This window comes from Lysinibacillus sp. UBA5994 (assembly GCF_002429725.1).
GTDB classification, from domain to species: domain Bacteria; phylum Bacillota; class Bacilli; order Bacillales_A; family Planococcaceae; genus Lysinibacillus; species Lysinibacillus capsici.
The window spans coordinates 50,153-69,448 of the sequence record NZ_DJAU01000028.1 but is presented as its reverse complement, the minus strand read 5'-3'; the positions used below and the strand labels follow the sequence as shown (position 1 = coordinate 69,448).

General features: G+C 37.5%; 20 protein-coding genes and 1 pseudogene. 9 read left to right on the top strand and 12 right to left on the bottom strand.

Translation table 11 applies throughout. The features are described 5' to 3' along the window. Nucleotides 1–145 precede the first annotated feature (145 nt). The 4 genes from B3D98_RS09710 to B3D98_RS09695 all read left to right on the top strand — a co-directional run bounded on the left by B3D98_RS09710 (nt 146) and on the right by B3D98_RS09695 (nt 3,050). The gene (locus B3D98_RS09710; RefSeq protein WP_288582700.1) at nt 146–538 is read left to right on the top strand and encodes a ribonuclease HI family protein; all 393 of its coding nucleotides are present in this window, start codon (nt 146–148) and stop codon (nt 536–538) included. Nucleotides 539–770: 232 nt separating this feature from the next. Continuing rightward, nucleotides 771–1,568, top strand: coding sequence for an amino acid ABC transporter substrate-binding protein (locus B3D98_RS09705; protein ID WP_054550807.1), 798 nt, complete (start codon nt 771–773; stop codon nt 1,566–1,568). A 67-nt stretch (nt 1,569–1,635) separates the two neighbouring features. Continuing rightward, nucleotides 1,636–2,292 carry an amino acid ABC transporter permease gene (locus tag B3D98_RS09700; RefSeq protein ID WP_004269380.1) on the top strand — a complete coding sequence of 219 codons (657 nt, stop codon included), beginning with the start codon at nt 1,636–1,638 and terminating at the stop codon, nt 2,290–2,292. Nucleotides 2,293–2,303: 11 nt separating this feature from the next. Further along, nucleotides 2,304–3,050 carry an amino acid ABC transporter ATP-binding protein gene (locus tag B3D98_RS09695; RefSeq protein WP_288582699.1) on the top strand — a complete coding sequence of 249 codons (747 nt, stop codon included), beginning with the start codon at nt 2,304–2,306 and terminating at the stop codon, nt 3,048–3,050. 95 nt (nt 3,051–3,145) lie between these two features. Here B3D98_RS09695 and B3D98_RS09690 read toward each other — a convergent pair whose 3' ends face one another. From B3D98_RS09690 to B3D98_RS09670, 5 genes and pseudogenes are all read right to left on the bottom strand, one after another. Beyond that, a complete protein-coding gene (locus B3D98_RS09690; RefSeq protein ID WP_288582697.1) occupies nt 3,146–5,206 on the bottom strand; it encodes a HAMP domain-containing sensor histidine kinase in 2,061 nt (686 codons plus the stop codon). Next, nucleotides 5,184–5,879 carry a response regulator transcription factor gene (locus B3D98_RS09685; RefSeq protein ID WP_048390068.1) on the bottom strand — a complete coding sequence of 232 codons (696 nt, stop codon included), beginning with the start codon at nt 5,877–5,879 and terminating at the stop codon, nt 5,184–5,186. Before B3D98_RS09685 ends, B3D98_RS09690 begins: the two co-directional genes overlap by 23 nt. 253 nt (nt 5,880–6,132) lie before the next feature. Further along, nucleotides 6,133–6,749, bottom strand: a pseudogene (locus B3D98_RS09680) (NUDIX hydrolase). Nucleotides 6,750–7,244: 495 nt separating this feature from the next. After that, entirely contained in the window at nt 7,245–8,435 is a 1,191-nt protein-coding gene (locus B3D98_RS09675) for an MFS transporter (protein WP_376747231.1), read from the bottom strand. Nucleotides 8,436–8,440: 5 nt separating this feature from the next. Continuing rightward, nucleotides 8,441–8,839 (bottom strand): MarR family winged helix-turn-helix transcriptional regulator, encoded by a 399-nt coding sequence (locus B3D98_RS09670; protein ID WP_004269373.1) that lies wholly within the window; start codon nt 8,837–8,839, stop codon nt 8,441–8,443. A 167-nt stretch (nt 8,840–9,006) separates the two neighbouring features. Between B3D98_RS09670 and B3D98_RS09665 the strand changes: the two genes are divergently transcribed. Beyond that, complete coding sequence (locus tag B3D98_RS09665) at nt 9,007–9,561, top strand: DJ-1/PfpI family protein (protein WP_054550803.1); 555 nt, start codon at nt 9,007–9,009, stop codon at nt 9,559–9,561. A gap of 35 nt (nt 9,562–9,596) precedes the next feature. Here B3D98_RS09665 and B3D98_RS09660 read toward each other — a convergent pair whose 3' ends face one another. The 5 genes from B3D98_RS09660 to B3D98_RS09640 form a co-directional block, all read right to left on the bottom strand. Then, nucleotides 9,597–9,926 carry a DUF3889 domain-containing protein gene (locus B3D98_RS09660; protein WP_054550802.1) on the bottom strand — a complete coding sequence of 110 codons (330 nt, stop codon included), beginning with the start codon at nt 9,924–9,926 and terminating at the stop codon, nt 9,597–9,599. A 55-nt stretch (nt 9,927–9,981) separates the two neighbouring features. Then, nucleotides 9,982–10,113, bottom strand: a complete 132-nt coding sequence (locus B3D98_RS09655; protein WP_004269370.1) for a hypothetical protein — start codon at nt 10,111–10,113, stop codon at nt 9,982–9,984. A 14-nt stretch (nt 10,114–10,127) separates the two neighbouring features. After that, entirely contained in the window at nt 10,128–10,352 is a 225-nt protein-coding gene (locus B3D98_RS09650; RefSeq protein ID WP_004269369.1) for a hypothetical protein, read from the bottom strand. A 125-nt stretch (nt 10,353–10,477) separates the two neighbouring features. Further along, the gene (gene coaW, locus B3D98_RS09645) at nt 10,478–11,314 is read right to left on the bottom strand and encodes a type II pantothenate kinase (RefSeq protein WP_036076313.1); all 837 of its coding nucleotides are present in this window, start codon (nt 11,312–11,314) and stop codon (nt 10,478–10,480) included. Nucleotides 11,315–11,841: 527 nt separating this feature from the next. Next, a complete protein-coding gene (locus B3D98_RS09640; protein ID WP_004269367.1) occupies nt 11,842–12,576 on the bottom strand; it encodes an SDR family NAD(P)-dependent oxidoreductase in 735 nt (244 codons plus the stop codon). Between the two features lie 214 nt (nt 12,577–12,790). Between B3D98_RS09640 and B3D98_RS09635 the strand changes: the two genes are divergently transcribed. Continuing rightward, nucleotides 12,791–13,612, top strand: coding sequence for a squalene/phytoene synthase family protein (locus tag B3D98_RS09635; RefSeq protein ID WP_082148098.1), 822 nt, complete (start codon nt 12,791–12,793; stop codon nt 13,610–13,612). 41 nt (nt 13,613–13,653) lie between these two features. Here the strand turns inward: B3D98_RS09635 and B3D98_RS09630 are convergent, their stop codons facing one another. Beyond that, nucleotides 13,654–14,142, bottom strand: coding sequence for a metal-dependent hydrolase (locus B3D98_RS09630; RefSeq protein ID WP_259948631.1), 489 nt, complete (start codon nt 14,140–14,142; stop codon nt 13,654–13,656). Between the two features lie 156 nt (nt 14,143–14,298). Between B3D98_RS09630 and B3D98_RS09625 the strand changes: the two genes are divergently transcribed. Then, the gene (locus B3D98_RS09625) at nt 14,299–15,531 is read left to right on the top strand and encodes a ferredoxin reductase family protein (RefSeq protein WP_288582687.1); all 1,233 of its coding nucleotides are present in this window, start codon (nt 14,299–14,301) and stop codon (nt 15,529–15,531) included. A gap of 37 nt (nt 15,532–15,568) precedes the next feature. Here B3D98_RS09625 and B3D98_RS09620 read toward each other — a convergent pair whose 3' ends face one another. Beyond that, the gene (locus B3D98_RS09620) at nt 15,569–17,599 is read right to left on the bottom strand and encodes a methyl-accepting chemotaxis protein (RefSeq protein ID WP_288582685.1); all 2,031 of its coding nucleotides are present in this window, start codon (nt 17,597–17,599) and stop codon (nt 15,569–15,571) included. A gap of 194 nt (nt 17,600–17,793) precedes the next feature. On the opposite strand from B3D98_RS09620, the gene B3D98_RS09615 reads away from it, so the two are divergent. Next, nucleotides 17,794–18,420 (top strand): nitroreductase family protein, encoded by a 627-nt coding sequence (locus tag B3D98_RS09615; protein WP_054550798.1) that lies wholly within the window; start codon nt 17,794–17,796, stop codon nt 18,418–18,420. A 350-nt stretch (nt 18,421–18,770) separates the two neighbouring features. Further along, on the top strand, nt 18,771–19,268 hold the full coding sequence (locus B3D98_RS09610) for a hypothetical protein (RefSeq protein ID WP_004269361.1): 498 nt from the start codon (nt 18,771–18,773) through the stop codon (nt 19,266–19,268). Nucleotides 19,269–19,296: the final 28 nt, after the last annotated feature.

The following is a 19,296-nucleotide window of genomic DNA, read 5'->3' as shown; positions in this document are numbered from 1 at the left end:
TATTATGAAGCGTTCAATTTCAACAAGCAACTATTTTGTTTACTTCCTACGTATTTTTTTCAAACACGAATTGCCCCACAAGGATGCTTTGCCCATAGCCTTGTTGTACAATTATAGAGAAGTCAAAACGCAAAGTAGGGATGATATGTTAGAGGTTTATATAGATGCTGCCAGTGCAGGAAATCCCGGGCCAAGTGGGATAGGAGTATTTATTAAAGGTGAAGGTCACCATATCCAAATCAGCGAGTATATTGGGGAAACAAACAACCATATTGCTGAATTTTCGGCATTGGTTCGTGGTCTTGAAGAAGCACAAAAGCTAGGCTCCCCTCTTGTCTCGGTGCGTTCAGATTCCAAAATCGTTGTTGCTTCTATGGAAAAAGAATATGTGAAAAATGAGGAATTTAAACCTTATTTAGAAAAAGCTTTAGCGCTTGCCACTAGCTTTGATTTATTCTTTATCAAATGGGTGCCCGACTCACAAAACAAAGCGGCCGATGCCTTGGCACGAAAAGCAATCCAAAGCAAAAATGGCTAGCCTCATTTCACAGGACTGTTCTATTGGAGCAGTCCCTTTTTCTTTTCCCTATTCTTCAGTTACTTACTATCCCCCAATTTCATAATTTTATGATATTCAAAAAAATGCTAGAAAACGCCACTCATTTTCTGATTAATCCAAAACGATATTGACATTGTTAGAGTACGATGTTATCCTTTAACACATTAGTAGTTTAGCAAACGAAAGCGTTAGATTATAGGGGGAAACTAAAATGAAACGTGTATTGACTTTATTTATGATGCTGACAGCTGTCATCGTTTTAGCAGCATGCGGTACTTCAAAAGAAAAGACAGCAGAAAAAGACGAAACAGCAGCAGATCAAGAAAAAATTATTATCGGAATTGACGATAAATTTGCACCAATGGGCTTCCGCGATGATAAAAACGACATCGTTGGATTCGATATTGATTTAGCTCGCGCTGCAGCAGAGCATATGGGCGTTGAAGCAGAATTCCAACCAATCGATTGGAAAACAAAAGAGGCTGAATTATTAAGTGGACGTATTGATTTAATTTGGAACGGTTATACCATTACAGATGAACGTAAGGAAAAGGTTTTATTTACAAAGCCTTATCTTGAAAACTCTCAAGTTGTGATAACAAAGGCAGATTCAAAGATTACGAAGCTAAGTGATTTAGCTGGACAAGAAGTAGGTATTCAATCCCTTTCTTCTGCAGCCGATGCATTAAACGGTAATCCAATTCACAAAGAAGTGAAAAAAATTACAGAATTTGCGGATAATGTTTTAGCATTATCAGACTTAAAAACAGGCCGTGTTGATGCTGTGGTAATTGATGCTGTAGTTGCAGAATATTACATGACACAAGAGCCTGACACATTCAAATTATTAGAGGAATCACTCGCACCTGAGCAATACGGTATTGGTGTGAAACCAGGAAATGAAGCCTTATTAGAAAAACTACAAGCCGCGTTAGACAAAATGAATGAAGACGGTACTGCGGCTGACATTTCAACAAAATGGTTCGGTGAAGATAAAGTATTAAAATAATGACAGGATACATCAACTGTAAGAGTTTCCTTAGCGGAACTCTTACTCTTTTTGGAGGGACATCGTTATGGCGGATTACTGGCAAACTATGATATTACCGATGCTAGAAGGGGCAAAAATGACAGTTTTACTGTTCTTCATTGCCATTCTGGTATCGATTCCATTTGGCTTTTTACTAACACTCGCCGTAAAAAGTCGGATAAAACCACTTGCTTGGCTTGCACATACGTATATTTATATCATGCGTGGTACACCACTATTACTACAATTATTATTAATTTGCTTTGGTTTACCTATGCTGCCAGTAATCGGTGAATATTTAGTACTCGATCGTTTTGTGGCCGCTTGTCTTGGCTTTATTTTAAATTATGCTGCCTACTTTGCAGAAATATTCCGTGGTGGTCTTCTTGCCATCGATAAAGGACAATATGAGGCAGCCCAGGTACTCGGTTTATCCAAATGGCAAACGACGACACGTGTTATTTTGCCACAAATGTTTCGTGTCGCCTTACCCGCATTATCAAATGAATCCGTTACACTAATTAAGGATACAGCCCTACTTTATGCAGTTGCTGTTCCAGAATTACTACATTTTGCGCAAACAGCTGTCAATCGTGACTTCACAATTACACCGTTCTTTATTGCTGGAGCAATTTACTTAGTCATGACCCTTGTATTGACCGTGTTCTTTAAATGGCTAGAAAAACGCTTTAAATTCGAATAGAGGTGACACATATGGCATTAATGGAAGTAACAAATTTGAAGAAATCTTTCGATCAGGTGGAGGTTCTGAAACAAATTACATTTTCAGTAGAGAAGAATGATGTCATTGCAGTTATCGGTCCCTCTGGATCTGGGAAAAGTACAATGCTTCGAAGCTTAATACATTTAGAAGAAATCGATGGTGGCAGTATTGTAGTAGATGGCGATTATTTAGTGCAAGATGGTCGATATACAAAGCCACAAGACATCAAAGCAATCACAGCTAAAATGGGGATGGTCTTTCAACACTTTAACCTGTTCCCCCATTTAACCGTTCAGCAAAACCTTGAAATGGCACCGAGCTTATTTAAAACAGAATCGACAGAAGCCATTACAAAACGCTGTCAAGATTTACTACAAAAAATTGGTCTTGCCGACAAGGCCAAGGCTTATCCAGCTAATCTTTCTGGCGGCCAAAAACAGCGGGTAGCAATTGCACGTGCCCTTATGATGAATCCTCAAATTTTATTATTTGATGAGCCTACCTCTGCCTTAGATCCTGAGCTGACAGGCGAAGTATTAAAGGTTATGAAAAGCCTAGCAGAGGATCAGATGACGATGATTGTGGTAACACACGAAATGGGCTTTGCACGAGAGGTAGCAAATAAGGTCGTCTTTATGGATGGTGGTCAAATTATCGAATCTGATCATCCAGACAACTTCTTTACAAACCCTCAAAACGACCGTACAAAGGCATTTTTACAAAAGAATTTTAACTAAGTTAAGGGAGAGTTGGCTTATGCCGCTCTCTTTTTTTATCTTCTTTACGTACACAAAAGGAATAGGACTCGCATGTATCCTATTCCTTTATTACATTATTCATTTGGAAATTTCGGTAGATAAATCATGACCTTAAATAAATCACCATCTACTTGAACTAAGAATTTGCCATTCTGGATGTGAATAAGGCTTTCAGCAATCGACAACCCTAATCCGCTACCTTGACTTGATCTTGATTCGTCACCTCGTTTAAAGCGTTCCATTAACTCATCAACTGAAATATTTAATTCATATGCTGAAATATTTTTAAATGTCACAAGTATTTCATTCCCTACGTCTTCAACACCAATATATACCCTTGATGTAGGCAGTGCGTATTTAAAAATATTCGAGAATAAGTTTTCGATGGAACGCCATAGGAGTTTACCATCAGCCTTCACATACACTTTTTCTGTTGGATGGGCTAACTTAAAATCTAATGACGAGGCTTCAATTTTTTCATCCATCTCTCCAATTCCTTGCGTTAGTAATGAGACGATATCAATCCGTTCTAACTGAACAGGTATACTACCACTTGATGCTTTAGCCGCTTCAAATAAATCATCCGTTAAAAGCTTGAGTCTTTTCGATTTTTGATCTAACACATCTACATATTCTTCAATCATTTTAGGATCGTTTTCTAATTTCAATAAATCAACATACGTAATAATTGACGTTAAAGGCGTTCTAATATCATGCGAAACATTCGTAATAAGTTCTGTTTTTAAACGCTCACTCTTGATTTCACTATCCACTGCCTTTTTTAACCCATCTGTAATACGGTTAATATTTTCTGCAAGTTGATTAAACTCCCCTTTTCCGTCAACTTCAATTCGATGATGAAGATCTCCATTTTTAATTTGCTCTACGCCCTCTTTAATGCGGTTAAACGACTTCACCTTTCTCATTGCCAACCAGGCAGCAATCCCCATCGTAATAGGAAACATGAAAAACGTAGCCGCTACTACTAATGGATAGCCAATAATTAGCAGCACAATTTTGACGCCTGTACTGCCACTGTCAAAAACATGTTTTAGCAAAATAAATAGCTTTTTGAAAAGTTGATAGAGGAGTGTATGCTGAAATAACGTTCTATTTTTAATATGCTTTACGAGTGATAAAATCAATAGTAAGCCAATGATAAAAATAGGCACGGTGAAGAACATGTACATATCACGGAAGACTTCAACAATCATGGCGATCCACATCGCTGTTAAGCAACCGATAAGCACAATATTAAGATCATTATAAAGTTTATCTATGACATGGAAATGAATTTCTTCTTCATCAAATGGCGTTCTTCCAATAACTATGATTAAATACACAAAACATAAAATAAACCCTGCTAGAAATACTATCCATTCATTCAGAAAACCTTGGGCAGCCGCTTTATCTTTTTCCCATTCCGATATTTTTTGCTGGAGGTAAGAATTTTTAAACCCCACATAAATAACATCTGTTTGTGGGTTCAACATGTTAACTTCGTGTGTAAAGTAATCCAAGTATTGACTTTCTTTCACTTCATTTGGGTAAAGTTTTTGTTGATAATCTTCAAATAACATATAGGCATCAAAGGATTCAAATTGCTCTTTCTTTGTGAGATCACTATTGGAGAACTTATGTTCACCGTCACTCGCATAAAACACAATTCCTTCATAGGCTTCGAGCGAACTGCGTAATTGATAAAAATTTCTTACCTGTTCTGTCATACTTTCTTCTTTTGTTCTAGCAATGTCTTTTGCATATTTTTCCTGATAGATGTGCTTATTTTCCTCTTCACTCAAATTAGGATTATATCTGTAAGAATTGCGAAAATCATAATATAATTCCTCTTCGATTCTTCTATTATCCTCTTCTGTTAGTGTCTTCCCACTTAAAATATATTCTTCACTTTTGTATTTTCCGATTAATTGCGCTAAAGGAGCAATAATGCTGTAACTTTCATCTGCGAATGCTCGACTTTCAAAATAGTTATCTTGATTTATACTACTAAGATGAATCTCATTAAATTCCATGTTAATCATTACTCTCGCTATACCAGTTAAACAAGCGACAGCAATTAGAAACACAACTACTTTCGTAATAAGTGCATGACTAATACTTCTCAACTTTCTCAACCTTATACCCAACTCCCCATACAACTTTTAAATACTTCGGCTCTTTTGGATTAATTTCAATTTTTTCTCGAATCTTTCGAATATGAACCGAAACCGTATTTTCAGGATTAATAGCCCTGACATTCCATACCTTTTCATAAATTTCTTCAATCGTGAATACTCTTCCAGCATTGGCTGTGAGAAGCTTTAAGATTTTATATTGCACTGGTGTCAAATGAACCTCTTGTTTATCAACAGTAATGATTTTCTGTTCATCATCAATCACAAGACCACCCGTTTGAAATACAGCACTACTCCTCTCAAGACTTCCAAAGGTCGTATACCTTCTGAGCTGCGATTTCACTCTAGCCACAAGTTCTAATGGATTAAACGGCTTGGCCATATAATCATCTGCTCCGATATTTAATCCCAGTATTTTATCATAATCCTCTGATTTAGCAGAAAGCATAATTAACGGAATCATATTATCTTGCCGAATCTTCATCGTCGCCGTAATCCCATCCATTTTGGGCATCATAATATCCATAATAATAAGATGAATAATGTGATCTCGAATAAGATCGATTGCCTCTATCCCATTGTAAGCTTTGAATACTTGATAGCCCTCATTTTCTAAATAAATGCTAATCGCCCTAACAATTTCTTTATCATCATCACAAATCAAAATGTTCAACTACATTCACTCCTCCACCGCTTTAGGTTCATGTCAATCACCCCTATAGGATTCGTATAAGGATATAATACTAATTAAATCTTAACAAACTCAGACATCAATTCTTAAGATTTTCTTAGTGTTTTCCTTTATGCACACTTTATGTCAAATACAAATTCGAAAAAATCGAAGAATACATAAAAAATGGAGAGCTGGTTTGAGCGGCTCTCCTTTAATCGTCAAATATACAATTCATATTATTCAGCTTGAGATTTCAATCAAAATAGGTAGGTAAATATAGATTATTTAAATGACGAAAAGCTAATTTTACTTGTGATTCGGTATTTCTAGCCATTGATAGAGAGGGCGTTCATTTTCAGCTAAGAACGCAACAGCGTTAGTTTCCATGCCTTCTTCTGCACGTCCTCCAATGATTTCACATTGGATAAACATTTTATAGACATGGTAGAGAGATGGTGGATGAGGGTGGTACTTCTTATCAAATACACTTATGAGTTTGATTGCTTTTACATTAAATCCCGATTCTTCTTTCGTTTCTTTGATAACTACTTCACTAGGTGTAAAGCCGATGTGGCCCCAGCCACCTGGTAATAACCATCACCATCCATTTTTTCTTTAACCATTAATATTTTATTATCCCTAAAAACCACCGCCCGAATATCTATTTTGGGGGTCGCATAACCCGTCTCATTAGCAAATAAATCACGTATAACTGTCTTATCGATATCTGTATGGTGTGCTATAATGTCAACGCTTATTTCTCTTAATGATTCAAATCCTTTCCAAGTCATAAATATCCTTCGAATAAGTTAGTCCTGCCTGTGCAATTGATTGTGGCTGTTTTGCCCACTCAAGCCATTTAGGTTCCATATATTTTGTTTCCCAAAAATCATTGTAGTCAATGACAATTAAATTTACATTATTTGAAAAAAACCGTTTATCCATGTTATAATTCTTAGTGAAGATGTATATAAGTAAATAAGACCATTGGTGCTGGAACACCAATGGTCCTAGTAACAAGATGAATCGCTTCAAAGGCGATTTGCAAAGTGATGAAAGTAAACCATCTCACATGCTGGCGAGGCAGGGGCGGTTTACTTTTTTTGTGTAAAAGTAAATGACAATGCAAGTACAGAAACAATAAGTGTTGAAAGACTTATCGCAACCATTATTGCTTCAAAAATAGTCAAAGGCATCAACTCCTTTCTCTTCCATAAGTTGAATGAGATAGGTTAATATTGTGCCAACCGCCCATGAAACCTCTATCTAGTTACTCTCTTATTATACCATATTTTGGTCTAAAACGGCCACGCTACATGATTGCCTATAATCATAAAAACAGTTGGGACAGGCCCAACTGTTTTACTATATATTCACTATTTTTTTCGGTTTCATCTTTGCAAGTCGTAATAGATAAATAATAAAGACAACCCCTAGTAAGCCTGCACCTGACAAGTAAACTGAAGCATAGCCTGCCTGCACGGCTACCATTCCTAAAATATAAGAACCTAGTGCGATTCCAAGGTCAAACATCGTAAAATAGGTTGCTGTAGCATAACCACTTCGCTGGATGGCTGTGGATTGAACGGCTAATGCTTGCAAGCTTGTCGTCACAGCACCATAGCCGAAACCTACAAAAATTGCAGCACTCAAAAATAATACGGGCCCCTCTACAAAAGCGAGCATAACGAGCCCGATGGCGAAGGAGATAATGCCGGGAATAATAACAAATTGTGGTCCCTTCGTATCATAAAGTTTACCTGTGTACGGACGCGTAATTAACATGGATGCAGCAAACACCGCATAAAAAAGACTGGCCACAGCCATTAAATCCTTTTGCTGTGCATAGACCGATAAAAAGGATAAAACACTGGCATACGAAAAGGCTACTAAACTAGCAATCGCAGCAACAGGTAACGCTTTTCGCTCAAACAAATCATCAAATTTAAAGGTTAGTTTTCCTTCATGTGCAGGTTTCGGTAAATCATCAGTATTGACCGTTAACGCTAGAATTCCTCCTGCTAGAATACAGATACTCATAACGATGAACAATACGTTAAAGGTACTATATTGTATTAATAATAGTCCGATAAATGGACCAATAACGACAGCTAGATTTGTAGACATCGTGAAATAGCCAAGGCCTGCTCCTTTTCGTTTAGCTGGAACGATATCAGCTGCTAAAGATCCTGCAGCTGTTGTAATAATACTAAAGAAAATCCCTTGTATAAAACGTAGACCAAGTAAAAGGCCGAATGGATGAATAAATAAATATAAGACGGTACATATAAAATAGCCCACGATTGAGAGGACTAACAGTTTTTTCTTCCCAAATACATCCAACAGTTTTCCTGAAAACGGGCGTACAATAATAGCTGACAATAAAAAGCCAGACAATAGAAGCCCTGCCTCCTTATCTGTCTGATGTAGCTCCCCTATTGCATAAAGCGGCAAAGTCGTTACAAGTCCATAAAATACAAAAAAAACTGAGATATTCGTTAAAAATAGACTAATGAAACGCTTCGTCCATATTTGTGTATTCTCTTCTTGCTGCATGTCCATCAACCTTTCATTTTTTCCAATAGCTTCAAAAATTGCTCTTGTTCTTCGGCAGTTAAAGAACCTACCATTTCCTCCTCAAACGCTCGAATAGTCGCTGTAATGGCTGGTAGGCGCTCCTCTGCTTGTGTGGATAAAGTCACTATCTTTTCTCGTTTATCCTCACCATCTAATCGTTGTACCCAGCCCAATGCCTCAAGCCTTGTAATCGCCCTGGTGATACTTGGCGCTTCCACATTTAAATATTTCCAAATTTGCGTCAGTGTCATCGGTCCATTTTTATGTAAGCAATATAAAATGGTCCACTGAGAACTATATAAATGATGCTGCTTCAGCACTTCATTTAAGCAATTAGTTAAATAGCGATTTTTTTGGAATAAAGCATGGAAAATTGGATTCATCACTATCTACCTCCTAAAATTATTTACCTAGCTAAACAAATACTATACGCTTCATTTTTTTCTTTGTAAAGGAAGTAATTTGCCAAGATGGCTTGACCAGCAGCAGGAAATTTTTTGCATGTGTCGAATAAAAGTTAATAAACTTTCAATGTAAAGGAGATGGAATCATGGGGAAAAAAGTTTTAATACTTGCAGGAGATGCCGTAGAGGCTTTAGAGATTTTTTATCCTTATTATCGTTGTCTTGAGGCAGGCTATGATGTCACAATTGCAGCACCATCAGCTAAGAAATTACAAACTGTACTACACGATTTTGTAGATGGCGTGGATACATACATCGAGCGACCTGCCTATGGTTTAGAGGCACATGCTTCTTTTGCTGATGTTGATCCAACCCATTTTGATGGATTGATTATTCCTGGTGGTCGTGCGCCAGAATACATTCGTTTAAATGAGCATGTGCCAACACTCGTATCCCACTTTTTCGAAGCGAATAAACCGATTGCAGCCGTTTGTCATGCGGCACAAATTTTCGCAACGATTCCTGAAGTGCTAAAAGGACGTGAGCTGACAGCCTATATTGCTTGCAAGCCAGAGGTGCAAGTGGCTGGCGCTACTTATATTGATGCCAATCTTCATACAGATGGCAATTTAGTAAGTGGACATGCCTGGCCTGATTTACCAGGCTTGATGCGTGCGTTTATTCAAAAGCTTGAAAGTTAAATGAATGAGGATGCCTTTTCTGGGCATCCTTTTTTTCATGACGTACTTTCTTGTAATTCAATTTTTTCTACCTTTTGTGTTGCACTTTGATAACTAATTCTTACATAGACACCAAATTCCTTATCGGGTTGCTTGAGCCAGAGCTTAAACTTTTCGATTGTTGACGCCCCATGTACTTCTTTACCCTCATGCAAATAATCGATAATTTTGGCTGAAGGATATTTTGCCTTTACCTCTTTGATGGCCATTTGTCCCCATTTGGCATAGGCTGGAGGTGCTTCTTGTTGTGCATTTGCAACCATTGCTGTTTGTATGAACACAGTAAGACAAACAAGCACAATCCCAAGTAAATATAACTTCCTCACTTGAATCACTCCTTTAAAAAATAAGCGCTCCAAAAAGATTTGGAGCAGCTTGTCTTTATTGCTTTGGCTGTTGAGGGTTATTATGAATGACTTGGTTAAACTCTGCTGAGTACTCCTCACGATCATTCTTTTTATGTGTATCTTCCTTCTTTTTCTTTTTAAAGCTTGTTTTTCTCTTTTTTGCCATGATTTGTACCTCCGTTATTTCGTTTTATTGGACTGCTGGTTTTTATCATGATTCGTTTTATTGTTTTTATTTTTAGCTTTCGCATCAAATTCTGCTGCGAATTCTTCGTTTAAGTTGTCATTCGGATTGTTATTATTGCTATTACTTCGATCAAGATCTTTGCTTTTGTAGGTACCAAAAGGATTATGCGTTCGCATATTCATGGTTTTACTGTTATTCCGATTATTACGTTTGCCCACGTAACATCACCTCCTGCACATAATTTGTTCAAATAGAGGCGTTACTATGTAGATCAGTTTCTTCGCTAATTGTAAAAAAAATGAACATGACTAATGTGCATTAGTCATGTTCATTCTTATCCGTCCTAGACAATTGTATATTCTGTAATGTTCAGCAATGCTCCAACAGCACCTGAAAAACCATGATCGTTAATAAAGACAGGTGTATGCTTCTTTGTGCGTGTATAATTTGCAATCACACGGGCAAGATGAGCATTATTGCTGAGAGTTGATCCAATATAGACAATATGCTGAGCCTTTTTTTCTTCCGCATATTGAATGCTAAGCGTGGTAATAACTTCACCTACTAGACCCTGAACAGTCGCTATAATATCCTCTGCAGGATGTTTCATGGACTGGGTAATGCCTACTTTCCCAAAATTACTTGCAGTTAAATGACCATCAATAGGTGTATCCATGCCCTGATAAATGTCCTTAACTAATAAATCAATGCTCTCACGATGGCCCTTGTCAGCCATTTCTCGTATTTCATTGTAATCTGTAATCCCTGTTGTAAGCGCTGACAATCCAATTAACGTCCCACCACCAACGCCTGTCCCGCCAACGCGAATATGGGTATTGCCCTCCATGTAATGAATGGAAGTGCCTGTCCCGATATTGGTAATCATGCTACGCTCAAAAAAGTAGCCTTCTTTATTTAGTAAAAATCGGACACCCTTTAATGTTGCTTCAAATTCCACTATATAATGAATCGATTTCATCGTTTTAATGACATCAAGTAATTGCTCTGTACGTCCCCCCGTAACACCAATATCCTCAATATCTGGATGATCGATAATCCATTTTTTTACAGATTGCAGATCATTAGACGGAAAGGTTGTTAAAACAAGTTCATTGTGTTGATCTAAATAAGCAACCTTTGTCAATGTGCCACCTGCATCAATACCTATAGCCTTTGGCATACAATTCTCCTTTGTTTTTATTACGCAACTTTGTCATATAATGATTGCAGTTTACGCGAAGATTAAGGCAACTATTAAAGTACATGCCCTCTTTGGTACGAAGGATTTTGCAAGGAGTTTTGTGTGCCAAAATCCTGACCAATTAATTTGTTCGTACAAAAGCTAAACGCTCAGTACAATCCCCCAAATTGTGTAATGACATTTTCGCCCTTTCTAAACTTTAACGCTGTTGAAATGATTGTGCAATAACTTCGTAAACTTTCATGAAAAAATCATGGAAAATATCAAATTTTTTCTATATGATAGCTGAATTTTAATGCATTTCTAAAGCTTTATTATCATTCTACTAAAAAAATAAAGCTTTGTTAAAGCATAATGCTGTTTTTGAAATTTAACGAATATTCTAAAGCGGAATATGAAGATTTATATAAACAGATTCCAGGAGAGCACTCATTAGTGCTTGAAATGTAAAAAAAAGTGAAAATGCACTGCTTGAACAGGCACTTTCACTTTCCTAAAACGATTAATTAGCGTGCTGAATAGCCACCATCAATGACAAGCTCGGCACCTGTAATGTAAGAAGCTTCATCAGATGCTAAAAATAAAATAGCATTCGCTACTTCTTCTGGTTGGCCAAGGCGACCCATTGGTGTTGCTCTTACTAACATATCCATTGCTTCTTTTGCTTCTGATAATTTAGCAGTCATTGGTGTTTCAATGACACCAGGGAATACTGTATTGACACGAACATTGAAAGCACCAAGCTCTGATGCCGCTGCACGAGCAATCGCACGTAAAGATCCTTTAGAGGCTGTATAGGCATTAAAGCCAGCGCCAATAATTGCTGTGTAAGAGGATGTATTAACGATAGAGCCTTTCCCAGCTTCTTTCATATAGTTAGAGGCATGTTTAATGCCCAGGAAAGGTCCAAAGGCATTGATATTATGCATGATTGACCAATCCGCTTGTGTAATTTGATCTGGTCCTTTTTCGGAAGAAATACCAGCATTGTTAATTAAAATATCAATGCGACCATATTTCTCCACAATGGCTTTCGTCACTTCTGCCCAGTTTTCGTCAGAGGAAACATCTAATTTCATCCCCTCTACATGGTCAAGCTCAGAAATTTTTGCTAGGTTATCTTCATTAATATCAGCTGCAATTACCGTAGCACCCTCTTGGGCAAACAATTTCGCCATTGCTGCACCCATACCAGATGCGCCACCAGTAATCATCGCAATTTTGTTATCTAAACGTCCCATTTTTCTAAACTTCCTCTCTTTTGTAATGTGGTTTAACTTATACTTTCGTCCACAATGAAAGTATAGGTTTAAATAGTTTACTATTAAACTATATCACTTTTAGGAAACGTTTTCAAAGAATATCTCTCTAAATATGAACAATCTGTTTTATCTTTCCCTATTTTTACGATACGATATACTATAGATGTGGAACCATTTGAACGGAGGAGTACAAGTGAACGAGCAAAAAAGACTTTACAAAGAAGCGATGCAGGTTTTGAAAGATACAAGCCGCACGTTTTATATACCTATTACATTTTTAAAAAATGATTTAAAGATATCAGTGGCTGCAGCCTATTTAGCAATGCGTGCTATTGATGAAATTGAAGACCATGAAGAACTTTCTAATGATGTAAAATTTGATTTACTGTCAGCTACGAGTGAATTACTAAAGGACAATTTCAATAACGAAGCCTATCAGTCATTACTTGCACCTTATGCAGAGCTATTACCTGAAGTATCCCTTCGTTTAGCAGATTGGCTGACATTTTGCCCTGAGGAATCTAGAAAAATTGTACAGGCTTCCACAAGTGAAATGGCTTTTGGGATGGCAAAATGGGCAAAGGCGAATTGGCAGGTCCGCACACGTGAGGATTTAGACGATTATACATACTACGTGGCTGGGCTTGTAGGGACGATGCTGTCTGAGCTTTGGGCATGGGGTGCAGGCGTTCAAACGGATCGCGAGCTAGCAATAGGCTATGGCCGTGGATTGCAGGCTGTCAACATCTTACGTAATCAGCATGAGGATTTAGATGAACGTGGTGTAAGTTTCGTACCAGAGGGATGGACACGCGAGGATTTATTTGCGTATGCAGAAGAAAATTTAGCCAAAGCAGATTTATATATGAAGGATATCAATAAACGTACTATTCTGCTATTCTGTCGCCTACCACTTGCCTTAGCGCACAAAACACTAAAGGCAATGCAAGAAGGACGAGAAAAAATGACTCGTGCTGAGGTAGAGCAAACTGTTGAAGAGGTACAGGCAGACTAACATGAAAAGCCCCAGTAAACGATTACTGGGGCTTTTCTTATTTATATCGCATCAATAAATCTTACAATTAATTCATAGCTGAAATAGATGGATAGCATCGATAACAACATCAGTACGATACCTTCTACCTTGCTACCAGTTTTCGTTGTAAGTGGAAAACGAATGGAGACAGTCGCAGGGAAAAATAGTTTAACCCCTTTTTTTGTACACATATCAAGTATGATATGACTAGCCATCCCGATAATTATTCCAATAGATATCGCTCGATAGGGAATCAACATATGTAATAAAACCATCATGCTTATTAAAAACAACAAACTATGTGTAAAGGAACGATGTCCAAATACTGTAGTCACTAGCTTCGCTATGAGGGGAAATGTTCGACCTATTTTACTACCTCTATGACAAATATCTGGAAGTAATGCACCAATAACTCCCGCACCAACTAAGACAAGTGGGTTATCATTTGAAAACTGCGCAAAGGCAAGACTTGCTGTAATGCCCCCAACGATATGGGTATTCCCTTGCATAAATTACTTCCACTCCTTTTCTCTTATTTTTCCTTCTTAATGTAACATAATTCGAGACAAAAGGGAACATACATTCCGAACGTACGCTCGAAACTTTTTCCACTCTGATTGTATAGCTAGTTAAATTATGGATAAACATAGTGATGGAGGTTAAATATGAGAGCCTATAAAGGAATACTTTTTATTTTCATCATTTTGTGTGGTAGTGCTTTGCTTTGGTATTTTAGCAAACCGATGGCACCGATTCATCCGTTGAACACACTTAGTCATGTCATTGGTGGCTTAGCCATAACTTGTTTATTTCTTGTATTCTTATTAGCTACACGAATAAAAATGTTAGAGCGATGGTTTAGTGGTCTTGAGCATGTCTATTTTTATCATAAATTACTAGCAATCCTTTCACTTGTATTGATTCTTATTCACGGGCAATTACAAAAAATGATTCCTGATGAAGAGCTAACGCAACAAACACCACTCAACGAATTCGCAAAAGATCTTGGCGAGCTTGCTCAATACGGCTTTATCTTCCTAATCATTCTTGCCTTTATTTCAAAATTCCTGAAGTACGAGCATTGGCGCTGGCTTCATCGCTTATTACTTGTACCCTATACATTGGGTATTTATCATGCTTATTTTTCTAGCCACTATGATTTATTACAACCCTCAGCTTTAGGGATTTTTACAGCATTAACAACTACAATTGGATTTATGTCAGCCCTTTATATGCTGACAATGTATCAGGATATGTTCTTTCCCTATAAAGGTCAGATTTCATCCATTCAAAGGCTGACTCCTGAGATATTGGAAATTAAGTTGAAGCTTACAAAACAGCTGGATTATCGACCAGGACAATTTCTCTTTCTGAAAGTCTTTCAAGAGGGTATCGAAAAAGCACCACATCCCTTCTCTATTTCTGGAGGGTGTGGACAACAAATCAATCTTACAATGAAAGCTATTGGAGATTATACCAAACAGGTCTACAACCTTATTCAGGTTCATACAGAGGTTGCTGTAGATGGACCCTATGGTCATTTTGACTTCGGCAACGGGAATGCACAGCAGCTATGGATTGCAGGTGGTATGGGCATCACCCCATTTCTTGCCTATTTACACACACAGCCTGATAAAAAAATTGACTTATATTATTCTTTTCACGGGCAAGACAATGTCATCTACAAAGATTTTTTAGAGGATTATGCACAAGCAAATGACCATTTTACTGTCACATTTATTGATACAACACAGCGCAATAGACTCTCTGTTGATGAGTTATCCTTTTCTCCACAAACTAGTATTTATATATGTGGACCAGAAAAAATGATCAAGCATTTCAAATCGGCTGCACCTAAGAAAAATGTAAAATGGGAAGCTTTTTCATTTAGATCTTAAAAAGGTGTACACCTAAATCTAGATGTACACCTTAGCACTAAATCGTGAATTTAGTTGCTTCTTCTTGCAGATTTTGAGCAAGTTGCGCTAATTGCTCTGAGGCTACAGACATCTCATTCATTGTCGATGCCTGCTCCTCCGTGATGGCCGATACATTTAATGTATGATCATTTGTTGCAAGTGCCTGTTTGCTAATTGCCTGTACTTTTTCGGTTACTGCCTGCAACTTTTCAAAAGCATCAGATGTCGTTTTGCTTGTCTTTTGCATGGTGTTTTGGAGACCTTCAGTTGCACTGGCAATTGTATCGAAGGTCATGCCTGCCTGTTGAACAGAGCCAATGCCTTGATGAGCTATTTTTCGACTTTGCTCCATCATCTCTACTGCGTCATTCATTTGTTCCTGAATCGTCTGCACAACCTTTGCAATATCTAACGAAGCACGGCTAGTTTGTTCAGCTAGTGCTTTAACCTCTCCTGCAACAACGGCAAAGCCTTTCCCTGCTTCCCCTGCTCGTGCTGCCTCAATGGCAGCATTAAGTGATAGTAAATTAGTTTGGTCGGTAATAGCCGAAATGAGCTGACTCATCTGCTCTATTTGAATCGAATGCTCCTTCAAGCCATTCACCAGATTGGCACTACTGTCAACCTGTGCATGTAGGTGGACAATATCATTCACGAAACCATGTATTTTTTGTGATCCGCCAGTAGCGAGTTCAGAGGTTTTTTGTGATTGTTGGACTGCTTTATGTAAATCGTCCATGGCGGTCTTCATATCCCCACCTAGTTGTGTTGTTACACCCTCTAACTCCCCACTCACCTGTTGTTGTGAACTCGTATTTTCTGCCACCTCTTGCATAGAAATCGCAACTTCTGTGACAGTTTTATTGACCTCTTGCACACTTGCCGTTAATTCCTCTGCAGTAGAAGCAACTGTCTCGGTTTCAGCTACAATGCGCTGCATCATCGAACCTAATGCTTCCACAGAGTCATTATAATACTGCGCCATTTCACCAAATTCGTCCTTCGTATGGACGGCCATTTGTTGCGTTAAATCACCTGTAGCAAGATAGCCCAAATGATTATTCATAGTTTTCACTTCCCCACGGATATAACGAGCAAGGAAATAAATACTAATTGCGATAAGTAAAATTAGAACGACACTGATCACGATTTGCTGTTGAAGCATTGCCTGTATTTCGCCGTAAAGCTCAGTTGTCGGAACCAGTAAAACTAACTTCCACGGCATATCTTGTATTTGCATAAATTGTAAGGTAAAATCACTACCCTGACTGTTTGTATGTATTAACTTTTTTTGATCAGAAATCTGCTCCACAGGCATGTTCAACAACTGCTGGATCGTTTCTTTATTCACTTTATTTACATCAGGGTGCGTTAAAATTTTGCCACTATCATCAATTATAAATGCATAACCACTCTCTCGAATTTTCACGTCAGAAACAATGGATTGAATTGAATCTAATACATAATCCCCTGTAATAACGCCAATGGGCTTAGAATCTTTGACAATTTGTGTACCAAATGAGATAAACATTTCCCCAAGAGCTTCATCAAAATAAGGTGCAGTATGAACTACCTTATTAGATTGGATACTATTGCGATACCATTCTTGCTCGTGAAAATGATAGGCAGGATCTTCATAAGCATCCGTAGAGACAATTTTTTCTTCTTCCTTATAGGCATAAGGCCCGAAAATCTCTCCTTTTGCCACATCCTCCTCTAGCCATAATCCCATACCATACGTTTCCTTATTGAAAGGCAATAGCTGCTGTACGTAGCGAATAAATTGCTCTCTGGTCATCATACTGTCAGCCGATTCTATTGTTGTCTTTGCACTATTTATGAGCTGAATGTGTGCATGCAATTTGCTCTCAACGGAACCTGCAACATCATCCGCTAGTATAGACATTTCATTTTCAATAGAGCTTTCAAGTTCATTGGATACGTTCAAATAGTTAAGGAAGGTCATACCACCTAAAAAAACAGTGATGACAGGAATAAGCATTGCGATTTTTGCCATAATATTTAAATTTCCTAATAGCTTTTTCATTCACCTTCACTCCATATCTATTATTATTGCTCTATTCCATCTCTAGTATAAATGGATTATACGTACAAAAATATGTTTTTTTTGTAACTTTTAAATCCTAGTTTCAAGACTCTTTAATTCGAGCAATTTACTTGGAAAATGAATTCATTTATCGTATAGTAAAAAACGCATCATACCATGAAGGAGACAAAATAATGACAGTGACAAAAAGTTCTTTAACTAAAGTTATGCACGAGCGTAAATCCGTTCGTAAATACGATGAAAATTTTAAAATACCGCAGCAACAATTAGAAGAATTACTTGTAGAAGCAACGTCTGCTCCATCGTCTAGTAACCTACAGCCTTGGCGCTTTTTAGTAATTCAGGATGAAGCGGTCAAAAAAGAGCTACGTGCTATTGCCAATAACCAAGAACAAGTAGAAACTTCCTCAGCAATTATTGCCGTTTTAGGTGATACAAAGATGTACGAAAATGCCGAGGCCATCTATACAAAGAACTTCGAGCTTGGCTATATCAATGAGGCAACAAAAGATTTAATGATTAACAACTCAATCAATCTATATTCTCAACTTCCCCAAGAAGTGTTAAAAAATATCGTTACATTTGATGCTGGTCTAATTTCCATGCAAATCATGCTACTAGCTAAAGACATGGGCTATGATACAGTGCCAATGGGTGGATTTAATAAAGAAGCCTTTGCTCAACGCTTTGAATTAGCTGACCATATCGTCCCAGTTATTTTAATTGCCATTGGTAAGGCAGCCGCACCTGCTTACAATTCTTCCCGCATTGAACTTGAGCACATCGCCAAATTCATTTAATACACGTGAAAATAGTCATCTTACAATGTAGTTAAGATGGCTATTTTTATTTTTTGTGGCATTTCTTGTGCAACTACCATCATAGGATAGTAATGTTTTTGTACGTAATTTTTGAAATTAATAAAACGGAAAATGATTCTCAAAAACTAGCATAATAATGTTCCCGAGGATATTTTTTGCATTTTTATCACAAGGCACTCAAAAAATCATCATTAAAGTCTTAAATAATCAACTTCATTCTAGTACATTTGTGCGATTTCTACTAAATATTACATCTAAATTGTTGTAGCTTTAACATTTGAGGATTGTTATGATTAGGAGGTATTTTCATATGAAGGGAGGTTTTTCTGATGAATTATGACTATAATGATTCTTATTATTACTCAGATTTAGATGCAGCCATGGGTGGTTTATTTTTTATCTTTATACTAGCCGCTCTTGCTATTGGTTTAATTGCCTACATTATTAGTGCACTTATTTATTTTATGACATCTAAAACAAATGGTTTTGGAGATGTAGCCTATATTGCTTGGATTCCCATTATTAATGTATATAGTCTCTTCCTGCTGACAGCTGGTGGGGATACTCGAGAAACAATACGTGCAACAGCTTTAAAAAATACCCTTATTTATGCAGGATTGATCATTGTTTCGTTTATTCCATTTATCGGTATTCTGGCTTCTTTAGGAGCGGCAGGCTTTACACTGTATTTCACGTATCGCCTATTCTACCGCTGGTGTGGCGAAACAGGTAAGGCAGTATTATACACAATCTTAATGGTAATAACAGGTGGATTGTTCTTTGCCATCTACGGCTTAATGCGTATGAACAGACCTTTCGTTGCTTAATTGTTTAAAACCTCTTTATGCCCTTAGG

Excerpts from the sequence above, each read along its gene's own strand:
- B3D98_RS09615 (WP_054550798.1), top strand. The coding sequence starts at position 17,794 with ATGACAGTGACAAAAAGTTCTTTAACTAAAGTTATGCACGAGCGTAAA.
- B3D98_RS09670 (WP_004269373.1), bottom strand. The coding sequence starts at position 8,839 with ATGAATCCAATTTTCCATGCTTTATTCCAAAAAAATCGCTATTTAACT.
- B3D98_RS09695 (WP_288582699.1), top strand. The coding sequence starts at position 2,304 with ATGGCATTAATGGAAGTAACAAATTTGAAGAAATCTTTCGATCAGGTG.
- B3D98_RS09620 (WP_288582685.1), bottom strand. The coding sequence starts at position 17,599 with ATGAAAAAGCTATTAGGAAATTTAAATATTATGGCAAAAATCGCAATG.
- B3D98_RS09640 (WP_004269367.1), bottom strand. The coding sequence starts at position 12,576 with ATGGGACGTTTAGATAACAAAATTGCGATGATTACTGGTGGCGCATCT.
- B3D98_RS09625 (WP_288582687.1), top strand. The coding sequence starts at position 14,299 with ATGAGAGCCTATAAAGGAATACTTTTTATTTTCATCATTTTGTGTGGT.
- B3D98_RS09665 (WP_054550803.1), top strand. The coding sequence starts at position 9,007 with ATGGGGAAAAAAGTTTTAATACTTGCAGGAGATGCCGTAGAGGCTTTA.
- B3D98_RS09675 (WP_376747231.1), bottom strand. The coding sequence starts at position 8,435 with ATGCAGCAAGAAGAGAATACACAAATATGGACGAAGCGTTTCATTAGT.
- B3D98_RS09610 (WP_004269361.1), top strand. The coding sequence starts at position 18,771 with ATGAATTATGACTATAATGATTCTTATTATTACTCAGATTTAGATGCA.
- B3D98_RS09655 (WP_004269370.1), bottom strand. The coding sequence starts at position 10,113 with ATGGCAAAAAAGAGAAAAACAAGCTTTAAAAAGAAAAAGAAGGAAGAT.
- B3D98_RS09700 (WP_004269380.1), top strand. The coding sequence starts at position 1,636 with ATGGCGGATTACTGGCAAACTATGATATTACCGATGCTAGAAGGGGCA.
- B3D98_RS09710 (WP_288582700.1), top strand. The coding sequence starts at position 146 with ATGTTAGAGGTTTATATAGATGCTGCCAGTGCAGGAAATCCCGGGCCA.
- B3D98_RS09630 (WP_259948631.1), bottom strand. The coding sequence starts at position 14,142 with ATGCAAGGGAATACCCATATCGTTGGGGGCATTACAGCAAGTCTTGCC.
- coaW (WP_036076313.1), bottom strand. The coding sequence starts at position 11,314 with ATGCCAAAGGCTATAGGTATTGATGCAGGTGGCACATTGACAAAGGTT.
- B3D98_RS09705 (WP_054550807.1), top strand. The coding sequence starts at position 771 with ATGAAACGTGTATTGACTTTATTTATGATGCTGACAGCTGTCATCGTT.